Origin of the sequence: Paractinoplanes tereljensis, assembly GCF_016862435.1 — a bacterium.
Taxonomy (GTDB): domain Bacteria; phylum Actinomycetota; class Actinomycetes; order Mycobacteriales; family Micromonosporaceae; genus Actinoplanes; species Actinoplanes tereljensis.
In genome coordinates, this window is record NZ_BOMY01000018.1 from 60,519 (window position 1) to 80,602 (window position 20,084).

General features: G+C 70.1%; 18 protein-coding genes. 9 read left to right on the forward strand and 9 right to left on the reverse strand.

Going from position 1 to position 20,084, the window contains the following annotated elements; all coding sequences use genetic code 11:
* Positions 1–64 precede the first annotated feature (64 nt).
* Positions 65–862, forward strand: coding sequence for an HAD family hydrolase (locus tag Ate02nite_RS12945; RefSeq protein ID WP_203804705.1), 798 nt, complete (start codon positions 65–67; stop codon positions 860–862).
* Between the two features lie 329 nt (positions 863–1,191).
* On the opposite strand, the gene Ate02nite_RS12950 is transcribed toward Ate02nite_RS12945, so the two are convergent.
* Entirely contained in the window at positions 1,192–1,668 is a 477-nt protein-coding gene (locus tag Ate02nite_RS12950; RefSeq protein ID WP_203804708.1) for a PH domain-containing protein, read from the reverse strand.
* A gap of 60 nt (positions 1,669–1,728) precedes the next feature.
* On the reverse strand, positions 1,729–2,460 hold the full coding sequence (locus Ate02nite_RS12955; protein WP_239147357.1) for a Fic family protein: 732 nt from the start codon (positions 2,458–2,460) through the stop codon (positions 1,729–1,731).
* 215 nt (positions 2,461–2,675) lie between these two features.
* Here Ate02nite_RS12955 and acs point away from each other — a divergent pair, with 215 nt between their 5' ends.
* The 5 genes from acs (at position 2,676) to Ate02nite_RS12980 (ending at position 9,344) form a co-directional block, all read left to right on the forward strand.
* Positions 2,676–4,655: an acetate--CoA ligase gene (acs, locus tag Ate02nite_RS12960; protein WP_203804711.1), complete on the forward strand. Its 1,980-nt coding sequence runs from the start codon at positions 2,676–2,678 to the stop codon at positions 4,653–4,655.
* A gap of 271 nt (positions 4,656–4,926) precedes the next feature.
* A complete protein-coding gene (locus Ate02nite_RS12965; protein WP_203805118.1) occupies positions 4,927–7,251 on the forward strand; it encodes an immune inhibitor A domain-containing protein in 2,325 nt (774 codons plus the stop codon).
* Between the two features lie 119 nt (positions 7,252–7,370).
* The gene (locus Ate02nite_RS12970; RefSeq protein WP_203804713.1) at positions 7,371–7,823 is read left to right on the forward strand and encodes an RAD23 family protein; all 453 of its coding nucleotides are present in this window, start codon (positions 7,371–7,373) and stop codon (positions 7,821–7,823) included.
* A gap of 53 nt (positions 7,824–7,876) precedes the next feature.
* Positions 7,877–8,383 carry a hypothetical protein gene (locus Ate02nite_RS12975; RefSeq protein ID WP_203804715.1) on the forward strand — a complete coding sequence of 169 codons (507 nt, stop codon included), beginning with the start codon at positions 7,877–7,879 and terminating at the stop codon, positions 8,381–8,383.
* A gap of 46 nt (positions 8,384–8,429) precedes the next feature.
* Positions 8,430–9,344 carry an alpha/beta fold hydrolase gene (locus tag Ate02nite_RS12980; RefSeq protein WP_203804717.1) on the forward strand — a complete coding sequence of 305 codons (915 nt, stop codon included), beginning with the start codon at positions 8,430–8,432 and terminating at the stop codon, positions 9,342–9,344.
* A 102-nt stretch (positions 9,345–9,446) separates the two neighbouring features.
* Here Ate02nite_RS12980 and Ate02nite_RS12985 read toward each other — a convergent pair whose 3' ends face one another.
* The 5 genes from Ate02nite_RS12985 to Ate02nite_RS13010 form a co-directional block, all read right to left on the reverse strand.
* Positions 9,447–10,238: a GNAT family N-acetyltransferase gene (locus Ate02nite_RS12985; RefSeq protein ID WP_203804719.1), complete on the reverse strand. Its 792-nt coding sequence runs from the start codon at positions 10,236–10,238 to the stop codon at positions 9,447–9,449.
* Positions 10,239–10,281: 43 nt separating this feature from the next.
* Positions 10,282–10,647 carry a UCP033725 family protein gene (locus Ate02nite_RS12990; protein WP_203804721.1) on the reverse strand — a complete coding sequence of 122 codons (366 nt, stop codon included), beginning with the start codon at positions 10,645–10,647 and terminating at the stop codon, positions 10,282–10,284.
* The gene (locus tag Ate02nite_RS49410; protein ID WP_275422861.1) at positions 10,644–13,883 is read right to left on the reverse strand and encodes an SseB family protein; all 3,240 of its coding nucleotides are present in this window, start codon (positions 13,881–13,883) and stop codon (positions 10,644–10,646) included. Before Ate02nite_RS49410 ends, Ate02nite_RS12990 begins: the two co-directional genes overlap by 4 nt.
* A gap of 321 nt (positions 13,884–14,204) precedes the next feature.
* Positions 14,205–14,501 (reverse strand): WXG100 family type VII secretion target, encoded by a 297-nt coding sequence (locus Ate02nite_RS13005; protein ID WP_203804723.1) that lies wholly within the window; start codon positions 14,499–14,501, stop codon positions 14,205–14,207.
* Between the two features lie 28 nt (positions 14,502–14,529).
* Positions 14,530–14,847 (reverse strand): WXG100 family type VII secretion target, encoded by a 318-nt coding sequence (locus tag Ate02nite_RS13010; protein WP_203805122.1) that lies wholly within the window; start codon positions 14,845–14,847, stop codon positions 14,530–14,532.
* Positions 14,848–15,150: 303 nt separating this feature from the next.
* Here Ate02nite_RS13010 and eccE point away from each other — a divergent pair, with 303 nt between their 5' ends.
* The 3 genes from eccE (at position 15,151) to rarD (ending at position 18,483) form a co-directional block, all read left to right on the forward strand.
* Positions 15,151–17,007: a type VII secretion protein EccE gene (gene eccE / locus Ate02nite_RS13015; RefSeq protein ID WP_203804726.1), complete on the forward strand. Its 1,857-nt coding sequence runs from the start codon at positions 15,151–15,153 to the stop codon at positions 17,005–17,007.
* Between the two features lie 51 nt (positions 17,008–17,058).
* Positions 17,059–17,442 carry a phage holin family protein gene (locus Ate02nite_RS13020; protein WP_203804729.1) on the forward strand — a complete coding sequence of 128 codons (384 nt, stop codon included), beginning with the start codon at positions 17,059–17,061 and terminating at the stop codon, positions 17,440–17,442.
* 102 nt (positions 17,443–17,544) lie between these two features.
* The gene (gene rarD, locus Ate02nite_RS13025) at positions 17,545–18,483 is read left to right on the forward strand and encodes an EamA family transporter RarD (RefSeq protein WP_203804732.1); all 939 of its coding nucleotides are present in this window, start codon (positions 17,545–17,547) and stop codon (positions 18,481–18,483) included.
* A gap of 15 nt (positions 18,484–18,498) precedes the next feature.
* Here rarD and Ate02nite_RS13030 read toward each other — a convergent pair whose 3' ends face one another.
* Positions 18,499–19,155 (reverse strand): anti-sigma factor, encoded by a 657-nt coding sequence (locus Ate02nite_RS13030; protein ID WP_239147358.1) that lies wholly within the window; start codon positions 19,153–19,155, stop codon positions 18,499–18,501.
* Positions 19,156–19,283: 128 nt separating this feature from the next.
* Positions 19,284–20,078 (reverse strand): IclR family transcriptional regulator, encoded by a 795-nt coding sequence (locus tag Ate02nite_RS13035; RefSeq protein ID WP_203804738.1) that lies wholly within the window; start codon positions 20,076–20,078, stop codon positions 19,284–19,286.
* Between the last annotated feature and the right edge of the window lie 6 nt (positions 20,079–20,084).

A 20,084-nucleotide genomic window follows, 5' to 3' on the forward strand; every position in this document is an offset into this window, starting at 1 on the left:
CGTGCGCCGCCGCGACGCGCCGGGGACGGCGGCGGTCGGCGACTTCCGGCTACACTTTCGGCCCGTGGGCCGTAGCGCCGCGTTTTTCGACCTCGACAAGACCGTCATCGCCAAGTCCAGCGCCTTGGCCTTCGGGCGGCCTTTCTACCGTGACGGCCTCATCAGCCGCCGCGACGTCGTCAAATCCGCTTACGCACAGCTAATGTTCCGGCTGGGCGGGGGCGGCGACGAGCAGGCCATGGCGCGCACCCGCGACTACCTGGCCGCGCTGACCAAGGGCTGGCGGGTCGAGCAGGTTCAGCAGATCGTCGCGGAAACCCTCAACGAGCTGATCAACCCGTATGTGTACGCGGAGGCAGCCACCCTGATCAGCGAGCACCAGGCGGCCGGCCGAGACGTGGTGCTGGTGTCGGCGTCGGGCGACGAGATGGTCCGCCCGATCGGCGCCCTGCTCGGCATCACCGACGTCATCGCCACCCGGATGAGCATCATCGACGGGCGGTACAGCGGCGACATCGAGTTCTACGCGGCCGGCCCCAACAAGGTGGTCGGCGTCGAGGAACTGGCCGCGACCCGCGGTTACAACCTGGCCGAGTGCTACGCCTACTCCGACTCGGCGAGCGACCTCCCGCTGCTCGAGGCGGTGGGCCACCCGAGCGCGGTCAACCCCGACCGCGCCCTGCGCCGGGCCGCGATCGAAAACGCCTGGCCGATCCTCGAGTTCCGCAACCCGATCCCGGTCGGCAAGCGCCTGCGCGACCGCCCCGCGGTCCCGGTGGCGGCTGCTCTGGGCGTCGGCGTGGGCGCCGCGATCGGCCTGGCCCTCTACGCCCGGCACCGCCGCGCCAAAGCCTTGGCCTGACCTTTCCGATGGGCAGTGAGCTGCGCGAATGGCTTTGGTCTGACTAATCGGAAAAGCCAGTTTTGCCGGGCTGAAGCCCTGGCGATCAAGCCGCGACGAGCGTAGAAAGAAACGGCGAGACCTGAAGCGGAAGGCCAGGGAGACCTGGTCGGGAAAGCGGAAGGGCCTCGTGCACGGCCACCGGGAACCCACGCGCGATCAGCCACGGCAGGCACGTTGCGACGGGACCTCAGCCGAGAGGTTTGTGGACCGTCGACAACGAACTCAGGTGCACGCTTGATAACCCGGTCCGGACGCGCGAAGCCGGCGCCCCTAGCGGGACGCCGGCTCTATTTTGTGCAAGCTTCCAGATGCCGGGTGCGCAGCTCCTGATAGACGGCGCGAAACAGGCTCGGCCGGGCGTGGAAGTCGACGCCCTTGGCCCACAACTCAGTGTTGATCGTGGAGCCGTCGTGGCGATCTATCACCACGGTCATGCCGGACTCGATCTCGAACGGCCCGACCCGGTGGGTGGCCCGGTGCAGGCGCACGTGGGAGATGTCGTGCCAGTTCAGCGTGCGTGACCGCACGAGGCCGTGAATGCGCAGGCCGGCCGCTCCGACGTAAGCGCCCATCTGCAGGATGCGGTGCGCACCGATCACCCAGGCGGCCGCCATCGCGCAGGCCACCACCTTGGCACCGTGCCCGGTCAGCTCGAACTGGCGGACGGTCGCCCAGGCCAGAAAGGCCAGCGCGACCGCTTCCCAAACGATTACCAGCCAGCGGCCGGGGCCGGGCGGATAGGGGCGGGTCCAGGTCTGGTCCACTTGAGCGAGTATTCCAGCGGTTCCCGGCCATCGAACATGCCTCGACCAAAGATTGGCCGATCAGACCGACGCCAGCACACCATCGCCGATGCGAGTTATCTCCTCGGCCGCCTCGGTGACCGCGGCGGCGTAATGGCGCAGCCACGAACGGAGGCCGTCGGGGGTACCGGTGGCGTAGGCGCCGGCCGACCCGATGTACTCCGGCTCGCGCGAACGGTGCCCGACCTCGACCGCGACCAGGCCGCGCGGGTCGAAGCCGCGGTTGATCAGGGTGAGGCGGGCGGCCGCCCGGGCCACCACCCCGGCCGGGCCGGCGAACGGACGCAGCGTGATCAGTTCGGCGTGGACGATCGCGGCCAGCAGCAGCGGCGGGGTCTCGTCGTTGCCGGCGATCAGGCCGGACAGGGCGTCGATGCGCTCGGCCCCGCCGGTGAGCCGGCCCAGGTCGGCCGGGGGCACCACACCGCGAGCGGCCAGCACGTGCAGTTTCGCCAGGACCTGGCGGGGAGCCCGGGGCCACAGGTCGACCAGCCCGCCGAGGCCCTCGGCGACCCGCAACGCGCCCTGGAGCACCGGATCGGTGACCGTGCCACCGCGTACGTCCTCGAGGTCGTAGGGGTTGCCCTCCAGGGCCGCACTGGCCACCGCCGCCCGGAGGCTCGCCTCGGCGGCCACCTGGCCGCCGTGCCGGCGCAGCGCCCGATGCCGCATCGCGGCGTCCACCCGATCACGCGCTCCGGCCAGGGCGGGCGCGACGTCGGCAAGATCAAGCAAGGGTGCCAGTGGGTCCACCCGAACACCGTAGCCGGTAAGAGGCCGGAAACATGGGGTGCGCAAACGGGCTCAGAACTGGCAGGATTCGCGCAGTACCACGCAGCAATCTGTCATCCAGCGCGCCCATCGCGCCATCGGGCGCGCTGCCATGCGCAAGTCTCGCCGGGCCCCACCAGCGGAACTAGTGTGCAACGAAGAAGCCCCGGTCGAGCAGTGAAAGAGGAGCCGCCCTCATGAGCCTGGAGAACCTTTACTCGGAGACGCGCACATTCCCGCCGCCGGAGCAGCTGGCCGCGGACGCGAACATAAAAGCCGGGGAGTACACCGAGGCCGACGACGACCGCCTCGCCTACTGGGCGAAGCAGGCCGAGCGCCTCACCTGGACCAAGCCGTGGGACGAGGTCCTCGACTGGTCCAATCCGCCGTTCGCCAAGTGGTTCATCGGCGGCGAGCTGAACGTCGCCTACAACTGCGTCGACCGGCACGTCGAGGCCGGCCGCGGCGACAAGGTCGCGATCCACTGGGAGGGCGAGCCCGGCGACACCCGCACGATCACCTACGCCGAGCTGCTGAAGTTGGTCAGCCAGGCCGCCAACACGCTCACCGAGCTGGGCGTGGGCGCCGGCGACCGGGTCGCCATCTATCTGCCGATGATCCCGGAAGCCGCGGTCGCGATGCTGGCCTGCGCCCGGATCGGGGCCACGCACAGCGTCGTCTTCGGCGGTTTCTCGGTCGACGCCCTCTCCACCCGGATCCAGGACGCCGACGCGAAGCTGGTGATCACCGCGGACGGCGGTTACCGGCGGGGCAAGCCGTCGGCGCTCAAGCCGACCGTCGACGAGGCCGTCGCGCTGTGCCCCAGCATCGAGAACGTGCTGGTGGTGCGCCGCACCGGGCAGGACGTCGCCTGGACCGACAAGGACAAGTGGTGGCACGAGACGGTCGAGCAGGCCGGCACCGAGCACGAGGCGCAGCCGTTCGACAGCGAGCACCCGCTGTTCATCCTCTACACGTCCGGCACCACCGGTAAGCCGAAGGGCATCCTGCACACCACCGGCGGTTACCTGACCCAGACGTCGTACACGCACAACGCGGTCTTCGACCTCAAGCCGGAGACCGACGTCTACTGGTGCACGGCCGACATCGGCTGGGTCACCGGCCACTCGTACATCGTCTACGGCCCGCTCTCCAACGGCGCCACCCAGGTGATGTACGAGGGCACCCCGGACACCCCGGGCCGCGACCGGTTCTGGCAGATCGTCGACAAGTACAAGGTGTCGATCCTCTACACCGCGCCCACCCTGATCCGCACGATGATGAAGTGGGGCGACGACATCCCGGCCGGCTATGACCTGTCGTCGCTGCGCATCCTGGGCAGCGTCGGCGAGCCGATCAATCCGGAGGCCTGGATCTGGTACCGGAAGAACATCGGCCATGACCGTACGCCGGTGGTCGACACCTGGTGGCAGACCGAGACCGGGTCCGTGATGATCTCGCCGCTGCCGGGCGTCACCGCGTCCAAGCCGGGTTCGGCGATGACCGCGCTGCCGGGCATCTCGGCCGACGTCGTGGACGACACTGCCGAGTCCGTACCCAATGGGGGTGGGGGTTTCCTGGTTCTTCGGGAGCCGTGGCCGTCGATGCTGCGCACCATCTGGGGCGACGACAAGCGTTTCATCGACACCTACTGGTCCCGGTTCGGCGCGGGCGCGGGGCAGGGCGACGAGTGGATCTACTTCGCCGGTGACGGCGCGAAGCGGGACGAGGACGGCTCGATCTGGCTGCTCGGCCGGGTCGACGACGTCATGCTCATCTCCGGCCACAACATCTCCACCACCGAGGTCGAGTCGGCCCTGGTGTCGCACCCGTCGGTGGCCGAGTCGGCGGTGGTCGGCGCGACCGACCCGACCACCGGCCAGGCGATCGTGGCGTTCGTGATCCCGCGCGGCAATGTGGACACCGCGGGCGACGCGGGCGAGCAGCTCACCGTCGACCTGCGCAACCACGTCGCCAAGAAGCTCGGCCCGATCGCCAAGCCGCGTCAGATCATGCTGGTGGCCGAGCTCCCGAAGACCCGGTCCGGCAAGATCATGCGGCGTCTGCTGAAGGACGTGGCCGAGCACCGCTCGCTCGGTGATGTGACCACGCTGCAGGACTCCGCGGTGATGGATCTGATCTCCGCCGGGATGAAGACGACAAAAGCCGAAGACTGAGATCAATTAGGACTTCAAGGGCCGGTGACGTGCAAAGCGTCACCGGCCCTTTGTCGGTTATGTCGATCTTGATGATATGTCTGAGGCATAACACATAACTGATCTCTATCAATTCGCTGTGAGATCTTCACGCATCGCTGTGTTTGCATACGTTTACCTCCAGCCCCGAACCCCGGGGCCGTTTTTTATGCCGGACCGCACCCCAGCGTCCGGCCATATAACGGAGGTATGCGTGGTGCGCAAGGTAGTCGCAGGACTGCTCGGCGCCGCGATGGTCACCAGCGTCGGGGTCCTTCTCCCCGCGGTGGCCCAGGCGGCACCCCCCGCTGAACCGGTTCCGACGTCGGTCGCGCCGGGGAAGTCCAATGTCGACGATCTGCCCAGCAAGACGGAGGAACGGCGCCGCGCGATGCGCGAGCAGGCCATCTCCGATGTGGTCAGCGGCAAGGCGAAGGTCGAGACGCGTAACGGCAGCAGAGTCGTCAATCTCGGCAAGACGTTCGGTGGCCCGGGCAAGCGCGGCAAGGATCAGTACGTCGAGCTGGACAACGAGCGCACCGACCGGATCTTCGTGATCCTGGCCGAGTTCGGCAACGAGCGCCACCCCAGCTACCCGGACGTCGACTCCGACCCGAACACCGCCGGTCCGAGCACGTTCGAGGGTCCGCTGCACAACAAGATCCCGTCGCCGGACCGCACCAAGGACAACTCGACGATCTGGCAGTCGGACTACGACGCCGACTACTACCGGAACCTGTACTTCGGTGTCGGCAAGGACACCGAGTCGGTCAAGACCTACTTCGAGTCGCAGTCCTCGGGCCGGTACAGCGTCGACGGCGAGGTCACCGACTGGGTCAAGGTCAAGTACAACGAGGCCCGGTACGGCCGTGACGTCTGCGGCGACCACGTCTGCTCCAACGTCTGGAACCTGGTCCGGGACGCCTCCAACCAGTGGGTCGCCAACCAGCTGGCGGCCGGCAAGACCCAGGCCGAGGTGACCGCCGACCTCAAGTCGTTCGACCAGTACGACCGCAACGACTTCGACGGCGACGGCAACTTCAACGAGCCGGACGGCTACATCGACCACTTCCAGATCGTGCACGCCGGCGGCGACCAGGCCGACGGTGACCCGCAGCAGGGTGAGGACGCGATCTGGAGCCACCGGTCGTTCGCCTACTCGAACGGCGAGGGCACCACCGGCCCGGCGGGCAACCTGCTGGGCGGCACCGAGGTCGCCGGTTCCGGCGTCTGGATCGGTGACTACACCATGCAGCCGGAGAACGGCGGCCTGAGCGTCTTCGTGCACGAGTACACGCACGACCTCGGCCTGCCGGACGACTACGACACCAGCGGCCTGGGTGACAACAACAACGAGTACTGGACGCTGATGGCGCAGAGCCGTCTCGGCGCGGCCGGCGACCAGGGCATCGGCACTCACCCCGGCGACCTGGGCGCGTGGAACAAGCTGCAGCTCGGCTGGCTGAACTACACCTCGCTCAAGGCCGGTCAGAAGAAGATCGTCGACCTCGGCCCGGAGGAGTTCAACTCCAAGAAGCCGCAGGCCGTGGTGGTCACCCTGCCCGACAAGTCGGTCACCACCGACCTCGGCGCACCCTATGCGGGAAGCAAGCAGTTCTTCTCCGGCAACGCCAACAAGAGCACCACGACGCTGACCACGACGGTCGACCTGACCGGCAAGACCAGCGCCAGCTTCACGCTCAAGGGCCGCTACAAGATCGAAGAGAACTACGACTACCTGTACTTCGAGGCGTCGGCCGACGGCGGCACCACCTGGACCCCGCTGGACGGCACGGTCAACGGCGCTCCGCTGCCGACCGACAGCACCAACCCGGCGATCACCGGCGACTCCGGCGGCGCCTGGACGGACATCGCGATCCCGCTGGACGCGTACGCCGGCAAGTCGATCCAGTTCCGCCTGCGGTACCGCACCGACCCGGCCGTGGCCGAGGGTGGTTTCTTCGGTGACGACCTGACCTTCAACGCCGACGGCGCGGTGCTCGCGACCGACGGTGCGGAGGGTGCCAGCACCTGGACGCTCGGCGGTTTCACGGTCGTCGGGGCCAGCGTGACGAACTACTTCCCGGGTTACTACATCGCCGGTAACCGCAGCTACACCTCGTACGACAAGTACCTGAAGACCGGCCCGTACAACTTCGGCTGGACCAGCACCAAGCCGGACTGGGTGGAGCACTACAACTACCAGACCGGTCTGGTCATCTCGTACTGGGACACCTCGCAGTCCGACAACAACACCAACGAGCACGCGGGCTCGGGCCGCAACCTCTACATCGACGCGCACCCGAAGCCGTTCAACAACGTCAACGGCGTTCCGTTCCGGTCCCGGATCCAGGTCTACGACGCTCCGTTCGGCCTGTACCCGACCGACGGCATGCTGCTGCACGTCGACGGCAAGGCCTCGGTGGTCTGGCCGCAGCTCCCGAACCCGGTCTTCAACGACAAGGGCAAGTACTACTACGACGAGCTGCCGAACCAGGGCGTCAAACTGCCCGCGGTCGGCGTGAAGATCGGTGTCCTCAACCAGAGCGGCACCTCGATGACGGTCGCGGTTTCCTGATTCCGCACCCGCATCACTGCGACAGCGCCCGGGGAGTTCGCTTCCCGGGCGCTGTCCGTTTCCGCGCGGAACCCCCGACGCGATCGATACGTCTCATCGGGACGCCTCGGGAGGTACTGATGAACGGCAAGCTGGTTCTGGTGACCGCACTGACGATCCTCGTGGCCGGGTGCAGTGCTCCGGCCGTACACCCGGAAAGCGCGCCGTCGCCCGCGGCCTCGCTGCCGTCAGCGTCTCCGTCCGAGACGAAAGAAACAAAGTCGGCGAAGCCGACAAAGTCGGCGGAGCCGACGGCCATTCCGATCGATCCCGGGCCGAGCGATCCGCCGGCGGGCGCATCCGACGTCATCAAAAAGACCGACTGGGTGGTGGGCACGGTCGTCCGCGACAGTTCCGGCCCCTGCTACACCCTGGAAACCGACGAGGGTACGCAGTACGCACTGCACTCGGTCGCCGGCACCAAGCTGGTCAAGGGCGTACGAATGCGGATCAAAACCGCACCGACCAAGCTGCGCATCGACTGCGGCCCCGGCCGGCTGATGGAAATGGTCGCCGCCGAACCCCTGCGCTGACGTGAATCCGGCTAACCTTTACCGCCGCAGCACGTTCACGGGGGTAGATGTCATTGCGCAGGTCAGTCTCGATCGCAGCCGTCTCGCTGGCACTGCTCGCCGGCTGTTCCCACGATAAGCCGGAAAAATCCGACATCGCCGCAGCGCCGATCGCCCAGCCCGAGGTCAGCGCGAGTCCCGCCAACGCGCTGAGCTTCCCAACCGGCGAGGCGCCGCCGGCCGCAACCGCGACAGCAACAGCGGCCGCCACCGCCACCGCCGCTCCGACCACCACCCGCCCCCGGGTCACCGCCACCCCGTCCCGCCCGGTGGCGCTGCCCAAACCCAACGTCGGCTCGCTGCAGAACGCCTGGATCACCGCCACCGTCACCCGCGGCGGCAGCGGCCCCTGCTACACCCTGACCAGCACCGACGGCGTGGCCTACGCGGCGTACTCGACCCAGGGGATCAAGCTGGCCAACGGCGACAAGGTCCGCGCCCGGATCACCCCCGGCACGACCCCGGTCAACTGCGGAACCGGACAGCCCGCGCGACTGGAACGCCTCCAACTCGCCGGGTGATTCGACGCGACGGGTCCGACTCGACCCGACCGCCTAGTCTTGGTGCATGGTTGACGAGTCGTGTGTCCTGGTGGAGGGTCCCTGGACGCACCGTTTCGTCGGCGCGAACGGCAGCCGATTCCACGTCGTCGAGGCCGGCACCGGCCCGCTTGTCCTGTTCCTGCACGGTTTCCCGGAGTTCTGGTGGGCCTGGCACGACGTGATGACCCGGGTGGCCGACGCCGGTTTCCGGGCGGTCGCCATCGACCTGCGCGGTTACGGCGCCAGCGACAAGCCACCGCGCGGCTACGACGGTTACACCATGGCCGCCGACGTCACCGGCCTGATCCGCGCCCTCGGCGAGCGCTCCGCGATGATCGTCGGCACCGGCGCCGGCGGCATGATCGGCTGGGCCGCCGCCGCCTTCCACCCCAAGCTGGTCAGCCGCCTGGTGGTGCTGGGCGCCGCCCACCCCCTGCGACTGCGCGCCGCCCTGTTCGCCGACCCGAGGGGCCAGTTCGCCGCGTCCTCGACGATCCTGCGCTTCCAGGTCCCCCGCTACGAACACGTGCTCACCCGGGACAACGCGGCGCTGGTCGGCGAACTGATGACGCACTGGACCGGTCCTCAGTGGAGGCAGACCGCCGAATTCACCGATTACGTGAACCGGTGCCGGGAAGCCATGCAGATCCCGCAGGCGGCGTTCTGCGCCCTCGAGGCCTATCGCTGGGTCGCCCGCAGCGCCCTGCGCCTGCAGGGGTACCGCTTCGTGAAGCTGATGCAACACCCGCTGATCACCCCGACGCTGCAACTGCACGGCGCCCTCGACACCGCCACCCTCCCCCGCACCGCGCAGGGTTCCGGCCGCTACGTGATCGCACCCTACGAGTGGCGCCTCATCCCCGACGCCGGACATTTCCTCCACCAGGAGGCCCCCGACGTGGTCACCGGCGAAATCCTCCGCTGGCTCAAAACCCCATAAACCGGATGTCGCATCTGGGTGGGTGGTACAGACCGTCGCTCCCGCCGGGGGCGGGCCGGGGCCCAGCAAGGCTGGCCCTGGCCCTTCATTCTGCGTAAGTGGTCAACGCTTCCAGTCCCGGTTTTCCCGCACGGTGACGAACCCGGCCGATTCGTAGAGCGCAACCGCCGCCTCGTTGTTGGACCGTGGCACGACGGCGACCGCGCTCGCACCCCGCTCGGCGAGAGCCGCACACGCGCCCAGCACGGCGTCCCGCCCGTAGCCGCGCCCGCGATGGTCGGCATGGGTGCCGACCGGCTCGAGCAGCCCGCACCGGCCCTCCCCGGCGAACCAGCCGGTCACCGCGGCGGCCGGCTCCCCGGCCGGCGTGCGCACGAGCACGTCCACCGCGAGCCCACCGGCCGGCGACTGGTTCATCGTGTGCCAGCGGTCGACCGAGAAGGTCGAGTTCGGGAAGGCGGACCGCTGCACCAGCACCCGGTCGGCCGCATCGGACACCTCGACCCGCGCGGCGCGGCTCGAGACAGGCCGCGGCGCCCACGACATGGCCAGCCAGGACTCGTTCGGCTCCGGACCCCACCCGGGCATCGGCAAGCCATCGACCCAGGCGTCACCCGGCGCGAACAGCTCCTCGACATCGGCCGCCAGCGCCCCGAGATCGGCGCCCGGCGCCGCGGTCACCCGCAGCACGGAATCGTCGTGGAAGCCGACCGCCACCGGCCCGTCATCGTCGGCCCAGAGAACAACGGTCTCGTTCTCGAAGCGCAGATGCCACCCGATATCGCCGGGATGGACGCCACCACCCGGAACATCGGCCGGCGTCCAAGCACACAGCGCACGCACCGCCGGACCGGTCTCGGCCGAAGTCAACCGCCGTCGCACAAGCGAACCCATGGACGGAGACTGCTCCAGCAATCTCGTCCCGGCTACTGATTTATCAGATGCGCTGCTCGTGCACGTCGGAGACCTCGTGCGCCGGGGCCCAGGTCTGGTAGACGCCGAAGTCGAACTCCTCCAGGCCCAGCTGGCGGGCCACCGGAGCCCGGCCGCCGGTGTACTCCACCCGCAGCCAGTTGTCGGCCTCGCCCAGCACCAGGAACGGCGCGCCCCGCCACGTGCACGTGGTGCGCACGTAGACCAGCTCGTCGTACTCCTCGGGGGTCAGCACCCGCACGAACCGGCCCGGCTTGATCTCCTCGAAGCCGTCGGCCGGCTGGCCGGTGTAGATGCGCACGTCATCGCCGTCCGGGACCGCGTCGAACTCGCGGCCCTGCCAGGTCACCACGTAACCGTCGCGAATCACTGCTCACCCACCCGGCGCCACTGCGGACCGTCGTTGTCGAAGATCGCGATCATGTGCTCGGTGCCGTCCGCGTCGACCCGCCACAGCTGGGCGCCGTGCGGCAGCCGGACACTGTCCACCTTGAACTCGGCGATCACGTCGCGACCCTCGCCGGGCGCGAACCCGTTGCCACGGAACGGCGGACGCTCGATCACCCAGCCGTCCATCGCCTTCAGCGCCTGCTCGTTCTGCCCGCCGTAGGGAATGCGGTACAGACTCGGGCGGTAGGCCGGCCAGCGCAAAACGTACGCCTCCTTGGCCTCCGGCTGGTGCGGCGAGTTCTGGTAGGTGAGGCCGAGCGCTCCGAACAGCTCGCTCGGGGTGCGCAGGTGCTCCACCTCGGTGGCCCGGTGCACGAACCCGGCCACCCGGTCGTAACCGCGCTCCAGGTAGTAGTCGACCTGCTCGGGCGGCAGCGTCTTCTGCATGACCGTCGCGTGCTGGGCGTCGTCGTTGACCGGCGGCGGCGCCGGGATCGGCTCGATCGCCTCGTCGTGCTCGCCCGCGTCGGAGCCGAGACCGGCCTCGGCGGCCCAGCTGGCCAGCGCGATCACCTGCGGACCCGGATAGCGGGCACCGACCGGGGTGCGCGGGTTGACCGCGAACGACCAGGACGGGTCGGGCCAGTTCCGGATCAGCTCGTAGAACCGGACGCTCACCGTGCGGGTCGGCTCGGCGAAGTGCTCGGCCAGCCGGTCCTTGCTGGTGAAGACGACCAGGAACTGCTCGCCGTCGATCTCCTCGGTGCGGAACGCGAAACCGGACTCACCGGGCGCGCTGCCCGGCCGCGAGTGGTTCGCGACCGGCACCAGCACCGTGGCGAGCAGCAGCGTGGACAGGAAGTGATCGGTCCCGCCGGCCTCGGCCGCGTCGTAGAGGTCCCGCTCGACCTCGTTGGCCGGCACGAACGGTTCGGTCGCCGGCACCTGCGACGGCATCGCGCCGGACATGGTCGGGCGGACCACCGGCGGCGCCGGCATGGCTCCACGGACCTCGAGCGGCGGCTGACCGGGGCCGAACCGAGCCGGCCGGTCGGTGCCGGGCGCACCCGGGATGACCGGCGGGATCAGGCCCGCACGACCACCCGGGGCGGCGGCCTGCGCGTCGGCGGTGGCCGCCCGCTCGGCGGGCGTCTTGAACGCCGGGAACGACGTCATCGGAGCCGGCTCGCCACCCGAGGCGGCCTGGCGGCGCGGCAACGGGCTACCGAAGCCGGGCGCCGGCTGGTCGGGTGCGCCGGTGCGCTGCGCGGCCGCGGCCTGCGGCGACGCCGGGCCCTGCGGGAAACCACCGCGCGAGTCGTCGGCCGCCGACGCCGGCTGGCGGCGGGGCAGTTCATGCAGGGCCGGCGCGGGCGGCTGGGCGTCGGCGCGGGCGCCGCCCCAGCGTGGGTCGAGCGGCGGCTCTTCCAGCGGCTGCGACTCGATGTGCTCGGGCACCGGTGGGGTGTTCGCCATCGGCGTGCGCACCGGCAGCGGCCCCTGCAGGTTCTGCAGCGGGCCACGCGGGTCGTCCCCGAACCGGCCGGCGGACTGGTCGCCCGGGATGGACGGTGGCCGGTAGGCGGCGGGCGGAGCCGACGCCGGCGCGGCCGAGACCGGTGCGGCGGCGGTCGGTGTGCGCGCGGGCAGACCGCTCGGCATCACGCCGCTTGGCGTGCGAACCGGCAGCCCGCCGGGGCCGACCTGCGGCAGCGCGGCCGGACCGGACGGCAGCGCGGCCGGGCTGTGCGACTGGGCCGCAAACGGCGCGGCCGGGCCGGACGAGCTCGGCGGCTGGGACCCGGCCGGGCCGGACGGCTGCAACGCGAACGGCACCGCCTGGGCAGGCGGAGCCGACGTTGCCGCAGCCGGCTGAGCGTCGCCACCGGGTGCCGGCGGCGGCTGCTCATCGGCGGCCGGGAAGTAGGGCATCGGGTTGGCCGCGGCCGCCTGCGCGTAGCCCGGCGGGCCACCGAGCGACGACGAGTAACCACCCGCCGGCGCGGCGATCGGAGCGGCGCTGCTGGGCCGCGGGTAATCGGCGGCCGGCGTGTTGGTCGGCTGCGGGTAGTCGGCCGCCGACACACCGCCGGACTGCCCATAGGCGGCCGGCGGCGCACTGATGGGCTGGCCATAACCAGCGGGCGGCGCACTACTGGGCTGACCGTAACCGGCCGGCGGCGCGCTGCTCGGCTGACCGTAACCAGCGGGCGGCGCACTACTGGGCTGACCGTAACCGGCCGGCTGCGCGCTGTTCGGCTGACCGTAGCCAGCGGGCGGCGCGCTGCTCGGCTGACCGTAGCCAGCGGGCGGCGCGCTGCTCGGCTGACCGTAACCAGCCGGCGGCGCACTGCTCGGCTGACCGTAACCAGCCGGCGGCGCACTGCTCGGCTGGCCATAACCGGCCGGCGGCGCGCTGCTGGGCTGGCCGTAACCGGCCGGCGGCGCACTGCTCGGCTGGCCGAAGCCAGTCAGGCTCGGCTGGGCGTAACCGGCGCCGGCGGCCTGGCCGTAGCCGGCCGGCGGCGCGCTGTTGGGCGCCGGGTAGTCGGCCGGAGGCACGGTGTTCGACGCCGGGAAGGCGGCCGCGGCGGCCGGTGCACCCACCGAGCGCTGCGGAAGCCCGGCCGGCGGAACGCTTGTGGGTCGCTGCGGGAAGGCCCCGGACGGAGTCGTCCCGGCCGCGAGGGCGGGCTCGTGGGTGGGCCCACCGGGCTGACCGGCGGCGTCCTGCTGCGCGACCGCCGCGTTGGCGGCCATCGCGGCGGAGTGCAGGTCCTGGATGCGGGAGGCGGACGGCGCCTTCTCCCGGCCGGGCCCACGGGTGGGCAGCCTCAGATCGCCGCGGGACAGCTGCGCGACGAACCAGGCCGGAAGGTAGCCCTCGATCGGCAGACCCGGGTTGACGGCAAGCCACCACTCGAGGTTGGGCCAGGTGTTGGCCAGTTCCGCATATGGCACTCGGCGGGCCGAGCCCGTGTAGTCGGCCAGACACGCCTGTAGCGCCTCGGTCGACGTGAAGGCCAGCACATGCGTGCGACCCCCGGTGCTCCAGGTGCCCCAGCCGAGTGGCGCGAGGCCCGCGAGGGCATCGGCCGAGACCGGCAACAGCAGGTCAACCTCGGAAAGGATACGGAAGTAAGACTCCTGGTCGTCCGTGCGCAGCGCATCGCGCATCGCGCCCTCGGCGTCCGTAGCCGGTTCCCACTCGGACACGTCCACCTCTCCCCACCGCGCGACGAGGCCATCTCAACGCGTACAACCTACAAGGTCAGGCGGCGATCACAATGGGCAGCAGTGCGCAGAAAAGATAAGTGTTGTGTACCCCGCCCTTGGTATCAGACCTTAAGCAGTCCGGCGGCGCCAAATCGGTCGCTGGGCGCGATCATTCAACCACCGATCGTAGCCAGAATTACCCGGCTGGCCAGTACGCGATCGGGGGACATAAAACCCGCAAGAACGGACTAAACGGAAACGGCCGGAGGCAGCCCCGCAGGGCTGATCCGACCGTTTCGCCGTCGAGCGGCACCCCCGGTCTTACTGGAAGCGCTGGGTTGCCTGCTTCTCGGTGTTCGTGTAGTCCTCGGACGAGGCGTCGACCGCCTGCTTGATGTTCTGCAGGATCTGCTGCAGCTCCGAGGACGCCGACCGCCACTTGGCCTGTCGCGCCTGGTAGGACTCCTGAGCAGTACCACTCCAGGTCGCCACCAGCGGAGCGGCGTCGCGCTCGAGCTGGTCGAGCGAGGTCTGCAGCTTGCTCAGCGCCTTGTTGATGTCGCCGCTCGCCTGCACGAGGGCGCCGAAATTGACGAGCAGGACGCCGTCACCAGCCATGATCTCTCCACTTCCTCGCGTCGGGGGCTCAGAGCGGCAGCTGGAAGCTGCCACCACTCTGGGTCAGCTTGCTGGCGGCCTCGTCGTCGGTCGTCGTGTAGTGATGGCCGGAGTCCTTGATCGCCACCGCGGTCTCGGACAGAGCCTGGTTGAGTTTCTGCAGGTCGGCCTGGTATTGCGTCTTGACCTGCTCGAACGCGTGGGCACCCCGGCCCTTCCAGGCAGAGCTGAGCACCGACAGCTCGGACATGAGCGTGCTCAACATGCTCTGGAGCTCTTGGTTCACGTTCTCGAACTTCGTCGCGGTCTGCGCCATCACCGCGGCTTCAGCTTGTGTCTCGGACACCCCGGACGTCACCCCGCTTTCCTCACTCGGTCGCCGCACGCCCTGATCCTTAGTGGACGAGTCACGATGTGACCCTCGGCGCATCGACGTGGACCACCACGGTAGCCCGCTGGCTCCGACTCTGGGGGGCGGGCGGTAGTGGGCCAACTACTGTTTCCCCTACAACGCCGACCGTAGCGACCCGGTTCAATCGGCGACACCCCGGAATCGGAGCCTGTGGATAACTCGTCACCCCCTGCCGTGCGGCGCGAAGCCATACGATGAACCGCGCACGAGGTTGAGGCAGCGGAAGGACGGTGCGCAGTGACGGTGGGCGTGGCAGGCGACCGGGACTACCGCGAACTCACCGGCCCGGCCAAACCGGCACCGACGGGCGGCGCTCGTCCGATCCGGCGTGGACGTTTGTTCGGCGTCCGAGCGAGCCAGCTGGTCGGCACCCAGGTGGCCGCCGCGGCTCTGCTGATCGGCGCGATCAACGGCACCCTCGGGCTCGCCGCCGGCGTCGTGCTGGCCGTTCTCATCCTCGCCCTGACCTGGTTGCGGCTGCGTGGTCGCTGGGTGTTCCAGTGGATCGGCGTGGCCTCCCGCTTCGGCGGCCGGCGGCACACCGCGCCGGCCGGCACCGCACCCACCGCGCTGCTCGAGTTCGTCGCGCCCGGGTCCAGAGTGGAGCAGACCGATCTGGCCGGCGACCCGGCCGCGGTGATCGTCGACGGCCTCGGCCTCACCGCGGTGCTCGAGCTGGGCGACCCGGCCGGCCTGCTCGCCGAGGAAGCGGCCGCGCTGCCGTCGCCGGCCTCGCTGCTCCCGTCGGCCACCACCGACCACCCGCCCGTCGTCATCCAGCTGCTGCTCAGCGGCGCGCCGGCGCCGTCGGTGCGAGCCGGCTCCGGCACCCCGGCCAACTCCTATCGCCAGCTCACCGAGGGCCGTCTGCTCGGGCACAGCCGCGCGCTGCTGGCCGTGCGGGTGCTGCGCGCCGAGGGCTGGGCCGAGGAGGAGCTGCGGCGGGCGCTGTCCGGCCTGGTGCGCAAGCTGACCCGGCGGCTGTCCGCGATCCCGGCCCGCCCGCTCGGCGAGGCCGCGGCCCTGCGGGTGCTGGCCGAGCTGGCCCACGACGACGGGGCCGGTTCGGCTCAGGAGACCTGGCCCGGGCTGCGGGTCGGCGGCCTGGCGCAGGCCACCTTCCGGCTGACCCGCTGGCCCGACCTGCGGGTGGAGACGTCCCGGCGGCTGGTGCCGCGGATGCTCACCCTGCCTGCCGCGGCCACCACGGTCGCGCTGACGGCCGGCCCACGCCCGGCCCACGGTCCCACCCCGATCGACCTGATCGTCCGGCTCGCGGCCCCCGCACCGGCCGCGCTGAGCGCCGCCGGCCAGGCGCTGCGCAAGGTGGTCGCGGCCGAGCACGCCCGCGTCCGGCGGCTCGACGGCGAGCACCTGGCCGGTCTGGCCGCCACCCTCCCGCTCGGCGGCGGCGCGCCCACCGCCGTGCCGGGCCTGCCGCCGGACGGGGTGCACCCGGCCGACCTTTTCGATGGGCTGACCCTGCCGATCAGCGCGGCCGGCCTGATGCTGGGCCGCAACCGGAACGGCAATCCGGTGGTGATCCGGCTGTTCCGCCCCGAGCAGACCCGTGCGCTGCTGGTCGGCGGTGTTCGCTGCGCCCAGCTGGTCGCGCTGCGGGCGATGGCGCTCGGTGCCCGGGTGGTGGTGCAGACCGCCCGCCCGCAGGCCTGGGAGCCGTTCGTCCGGGGCGCCGCGGTGCCCGGCGAGTCGATCGCCGTGGTTCCGCCCGGCCGGGCCATCGAGATCGCGCCCGGCTCGGCCCTGCACCCGCTGCTGACCGTGGTCGACGTCGGCCCGGTCGGGGCCGACAACCGGCCCGGCGAGGGCTGGCAGGCCACCCTGGTGGTGCGCGATGACTTCAGCGCCGCCGACGTCGACGTCGCCTCCCGGGCCGACCTGCTGATCCTGCAGCCGTTGCGCGGTGAGGAAGCGACCCTGCTGGCCGGCGCGCTCGGCCTGGGCGAGGTGGGCCAGTGGCTGACCCGCATCCGCCCCGACATGGTGGGCGTGGTCAACCGCCGGGCGATCCGCTGGGCCGCACTGGCCCAGACCCCGATCGAGAGCCAACTGATCGGACCGTCGACGCGTTAGATCGGCGTGGTGCTATACCCGCATTGCATGATCGTGACACCATCCCTGGCCATGGGAATCCTCATCCGGCTGGTGATCACCGCCGTTTCGCTGTGGATCTCGACCTTCGTCATCAGCGGGATCGAGTTGAACACCGACTCCGTCCCCAAGAAGGTCGTCACACTGCTGGTGGTCGCGGCCATTTTCGGCATCGTCAACGCGGTGCTCCGGCCGATCGTCAAGGTGATCGGCTGCGGACTGTACGTACTGACCCTCGGCCTCATCGCGGTGGTCGTCAACGGCCTGCTGTTCCTGCTGACCAGCTGGATCGCCGGCGAGCTCGACCTGCCGTTCCACGTGGACAACTTCTGGCCGAGCGCGGTGCTGGGCGCCCTGCTCGTCGGCGTGGTCAGCTGGGTCCTCAACATGCTGGTCCCGGACGGCTCCGACGACTGATCCGAGATTTGCCTGACGGGCAGTCGGGGTCAACGTCTCGACTGCCCGTGAGCTGAGCCATATGCAAGGACCGCCATCCGGCGATGGCCTTACCGTGTGGCCATGAGCGAGGATCGGCGCGGCTACCTGTACGGCCTGCTTGCGTACGTGATGTGGGGATTTTTCCCGATCTACTTCAAGACGCTGCGCCCCGCCTCCCCGCTGGAGATCCTCGCGCACCGGGTGATCTGGTCGGTGGTCTTCGTCGCTCTGCTGCTCACCGCGATGCGCAACTGGCGTTTCCTGACCCGGCTGCTGCGCTCGCCCCGACTGCTCGGCGGCATCTCGGTGGCCGCGGTCCTGATCGCCGTCAACTGGGGCACCTACATCTACGGCGTCAACTCGTCCCGGGTGGTCGAGACGGCGCTCGGCTACTTCATCACCCCGCTGGTGCTGGTGCTGCTCGGCGTGACCGTGCAGCGGGAACGGCTGCGCCGCTGGCAGTGGGCCGCGGTCGCGGTCGGCGCTGTGGCGGTGGCGGTGCTGACCATCGACTACGGCCGGCTGCCCTGGATCGCGCTGTTACTGGCGGCCAGCTTCGGCACGTACAGCCTGGTCAAGAAGCGGCTGTCATTGCCGCCGGCCGAAGGCCTTTTCGTCGAGTCGTCGGTGTTGGCGATTCCGGCCCTGATCTTCGTGGCCTGGCTGGCTACCACCGGGGACACCAAGTTCGGGAACGTGTCGGCGCTGCACACCACGCTGATGGTTCTCTCCGGCGTGGCCACCGCGGTGCCGCTCCTGCTCTTCGCGGCGAGCGCCAACCGGATCTCGATGACCAGCATCGGCATCCTGCAGTACGTGGCGCCGATCCTGCAGCTCGCCTGCGGCCTGCTGATCTATCACGAGCCGATGCCACCGGCCCGGCTCGCCGGTTTCGGCCTGGTGTGGCTCGCGCTGGTCATCTTCACCGCGGACGCGCTGCGGCAAGGGCGACGAAATAGAACGGCGACCGGAGCGACGGCCGCCACCGTCGAACCGGTCACCGCCCTGCCACCCCGCTGACCCGGAATCAGGGAGTCAGGGGACGTCGTAGGCGAGCAGGGGCGTGCCGTCGGCCTTCACCAACTCCAGCCGGGAAAGCTCGCCGGGCGCGAAGTGGGTGGCCCCGTCCATCTTGAACTCGGCGCCGGGCGCACCCTGCCAGGACCCGACCTGCTCCTGCTCCTCGTCGTGGCCGTAGGCGATCAGACGCAGCGTGGCCGGCTGGGTGCCGCTGTACTTGCACCGCAGCTCGACCTTGGTGCCGCCGCTGGTGCCGGCCATCCGCAGGGTCGCGGTGACCGGCGAGGTGCCTTCGACCCGGGTCATCGCGACGGCCGGGCCGAGTGGCTGATTGTCCGGAGTGCTTCCGCGGACGAAGGCAAGGACACCGATCCCGACGAGTCCGACCAGGATGGCGACGGCGACGGTGCTCAATACCCGTACGCCCAAAGTCTTGCGGCGTTTGCCGCGATTGCCGGAAGGCGCGGTCGAAGCGGCCATATCCCGCAGCGAGGCGCCCGGATGGTCACCGGCCGTCAGGGTCGGATCGAGGAGTTTCGCGAACTCCTTGGCGTCGAGCCGGGACAGCAGATCGGGCAGCGTCGAGATGTCGGCAACCGCTTCCCGGCAGAACGAACAGGTCGCGAGATGACGCTCGTAAGCGGCACGCTCGGCCGGTGAGAGGGCCCCCAAAACATACGCCCCGTCATCATGCTCATGCTCACAGTGCACCCCGTCACCACCCTCCGCTGACCTCCCGCGTGCACCCTGTCTTACGTGGCTGGGCTACGGGAGGTTCAACGGAGTCTTAGAGCCGCATGTCAGGCCGTGGCGGACTCGCCCGCGGAGAGCGCTTCCGCGACATTTCGGGCGGCGGCCGTCAGCTTGGCCCGGACAACCCGCGCCGAAGTGAGCATTTCGGCGGCCGGCAGCGAACAGGCGAGCACCAACCGGCGCTCGATGTCGCGGTCGGCGACCACCAGCACGGCGGCACAGGCCAGGCCCTGCTTGAACTGACCCATCTCGATCTGCATGCCGCGCCGCTCGCCGGCCGCCAGATCGGCCTCGAGCGCCTCGGTCGTGATCAGGGTGGCCGGGGTGAACTGCCGCATGCCGTAATCGCGCAGGTAGCGCGCCCGCTGATCGGGCGTGAGGGTGGCCAGCAGCGCCTTGCCGAGTGCGGTGGCATGACCGCCCTCGTCGAAACCGGGCGCCATGTCGTCGACGAACGGCGAGCGGGCGCCCTCGGCCGACGCGGTCACCGCGATCCGGCCGCCGACGAAGCGGCCGAGATAGTGGGTGTAGCCGGTGTCGAGCGCGGCACGGCGCAACGCCTCGCCGACCGCGGGCGGACCGCGGAAGGCCGAGACGAGCTCACGGTACCGATCGGCGATCTCCAGACCGACGATGTACGTGCCGTCCTCTCGACGGATCACGTAGCCCTCGTAGGCAAGGGTGCGCACGAGGTGGTACGTCGTGGCGACGGTCAACTCGCACCGTCGCGCTATCTGTTTCACGGTGAGTCCGCGCGGAGCCCGGCCGACCGACTCGAGGACGCGCAACGCGCGTGACACGCTCCGAATCAGATCGGACGGCTCCGCCAGGGGGTCGCGCACAGCTAC

Excerpts from the sequence above, each read along its gene's own strand:
- acs (WP_203804711.1), top strand. The coding sequence starts at position 2,676 with ATGAGCCTGGAGAACCTTTACTCGGAGACGCGCACATTCCCGCCGCCG.
- Ate02nite_RS12965 (WP_203805118.1), top strand. The coding sequence starts at position 4,927 with ATGGTCACCAGCGTCGGGGTCCTTCTCCCCGCGGTGGCCCAGGCGGCA.
- Ate02nite_RS12970 (WP_203804713.1), top strand. The coding sequence starts at position 7,371 with ATGAACGGCAAGCTGGTTCTGGTGACCGCACTGACGATCCTCGTGGCC.
- Ate02nite_RS12980 (WP_203804717.1), top strand. The coding sequence starts at position 8,430 with ATGGTTGACGAGTCGTGTGTCCTGGTGGAGGGTCCCTGGACGCACCGT.
- Ate02nite_RS12985 (WP_203804719.1), bottom strand. The coding sequence starts at position 10,238 with ATGGGTTCGCTTGTGCGACGGCGGTTGACTTCGGCCGAGACCGGTCCG.
- Ate02nite_RS13005 (WP_203804723.1), bottom strand. The coding sequence starts at position 14,501 with ATGGCTGGTGACGGCGTCCTGCTCGTCAATTTCGGCGCCCTCGTGCAG.
- Ate02nite_RS13020 (WP_203804729.1), top strand. The coding sequence starts at position 17,059 with ATGGGAATCCTCATCCGGCTGGTGATCACCGCCGTTTCGCTGTGGATC.
- rarD (WP_203804732.1), top strand. The coding sequence starts at position 17,545 with ATGAGCGAGGATCGGCGCGGCTACCTGTACGGCCTGCTTGCGTACGTG.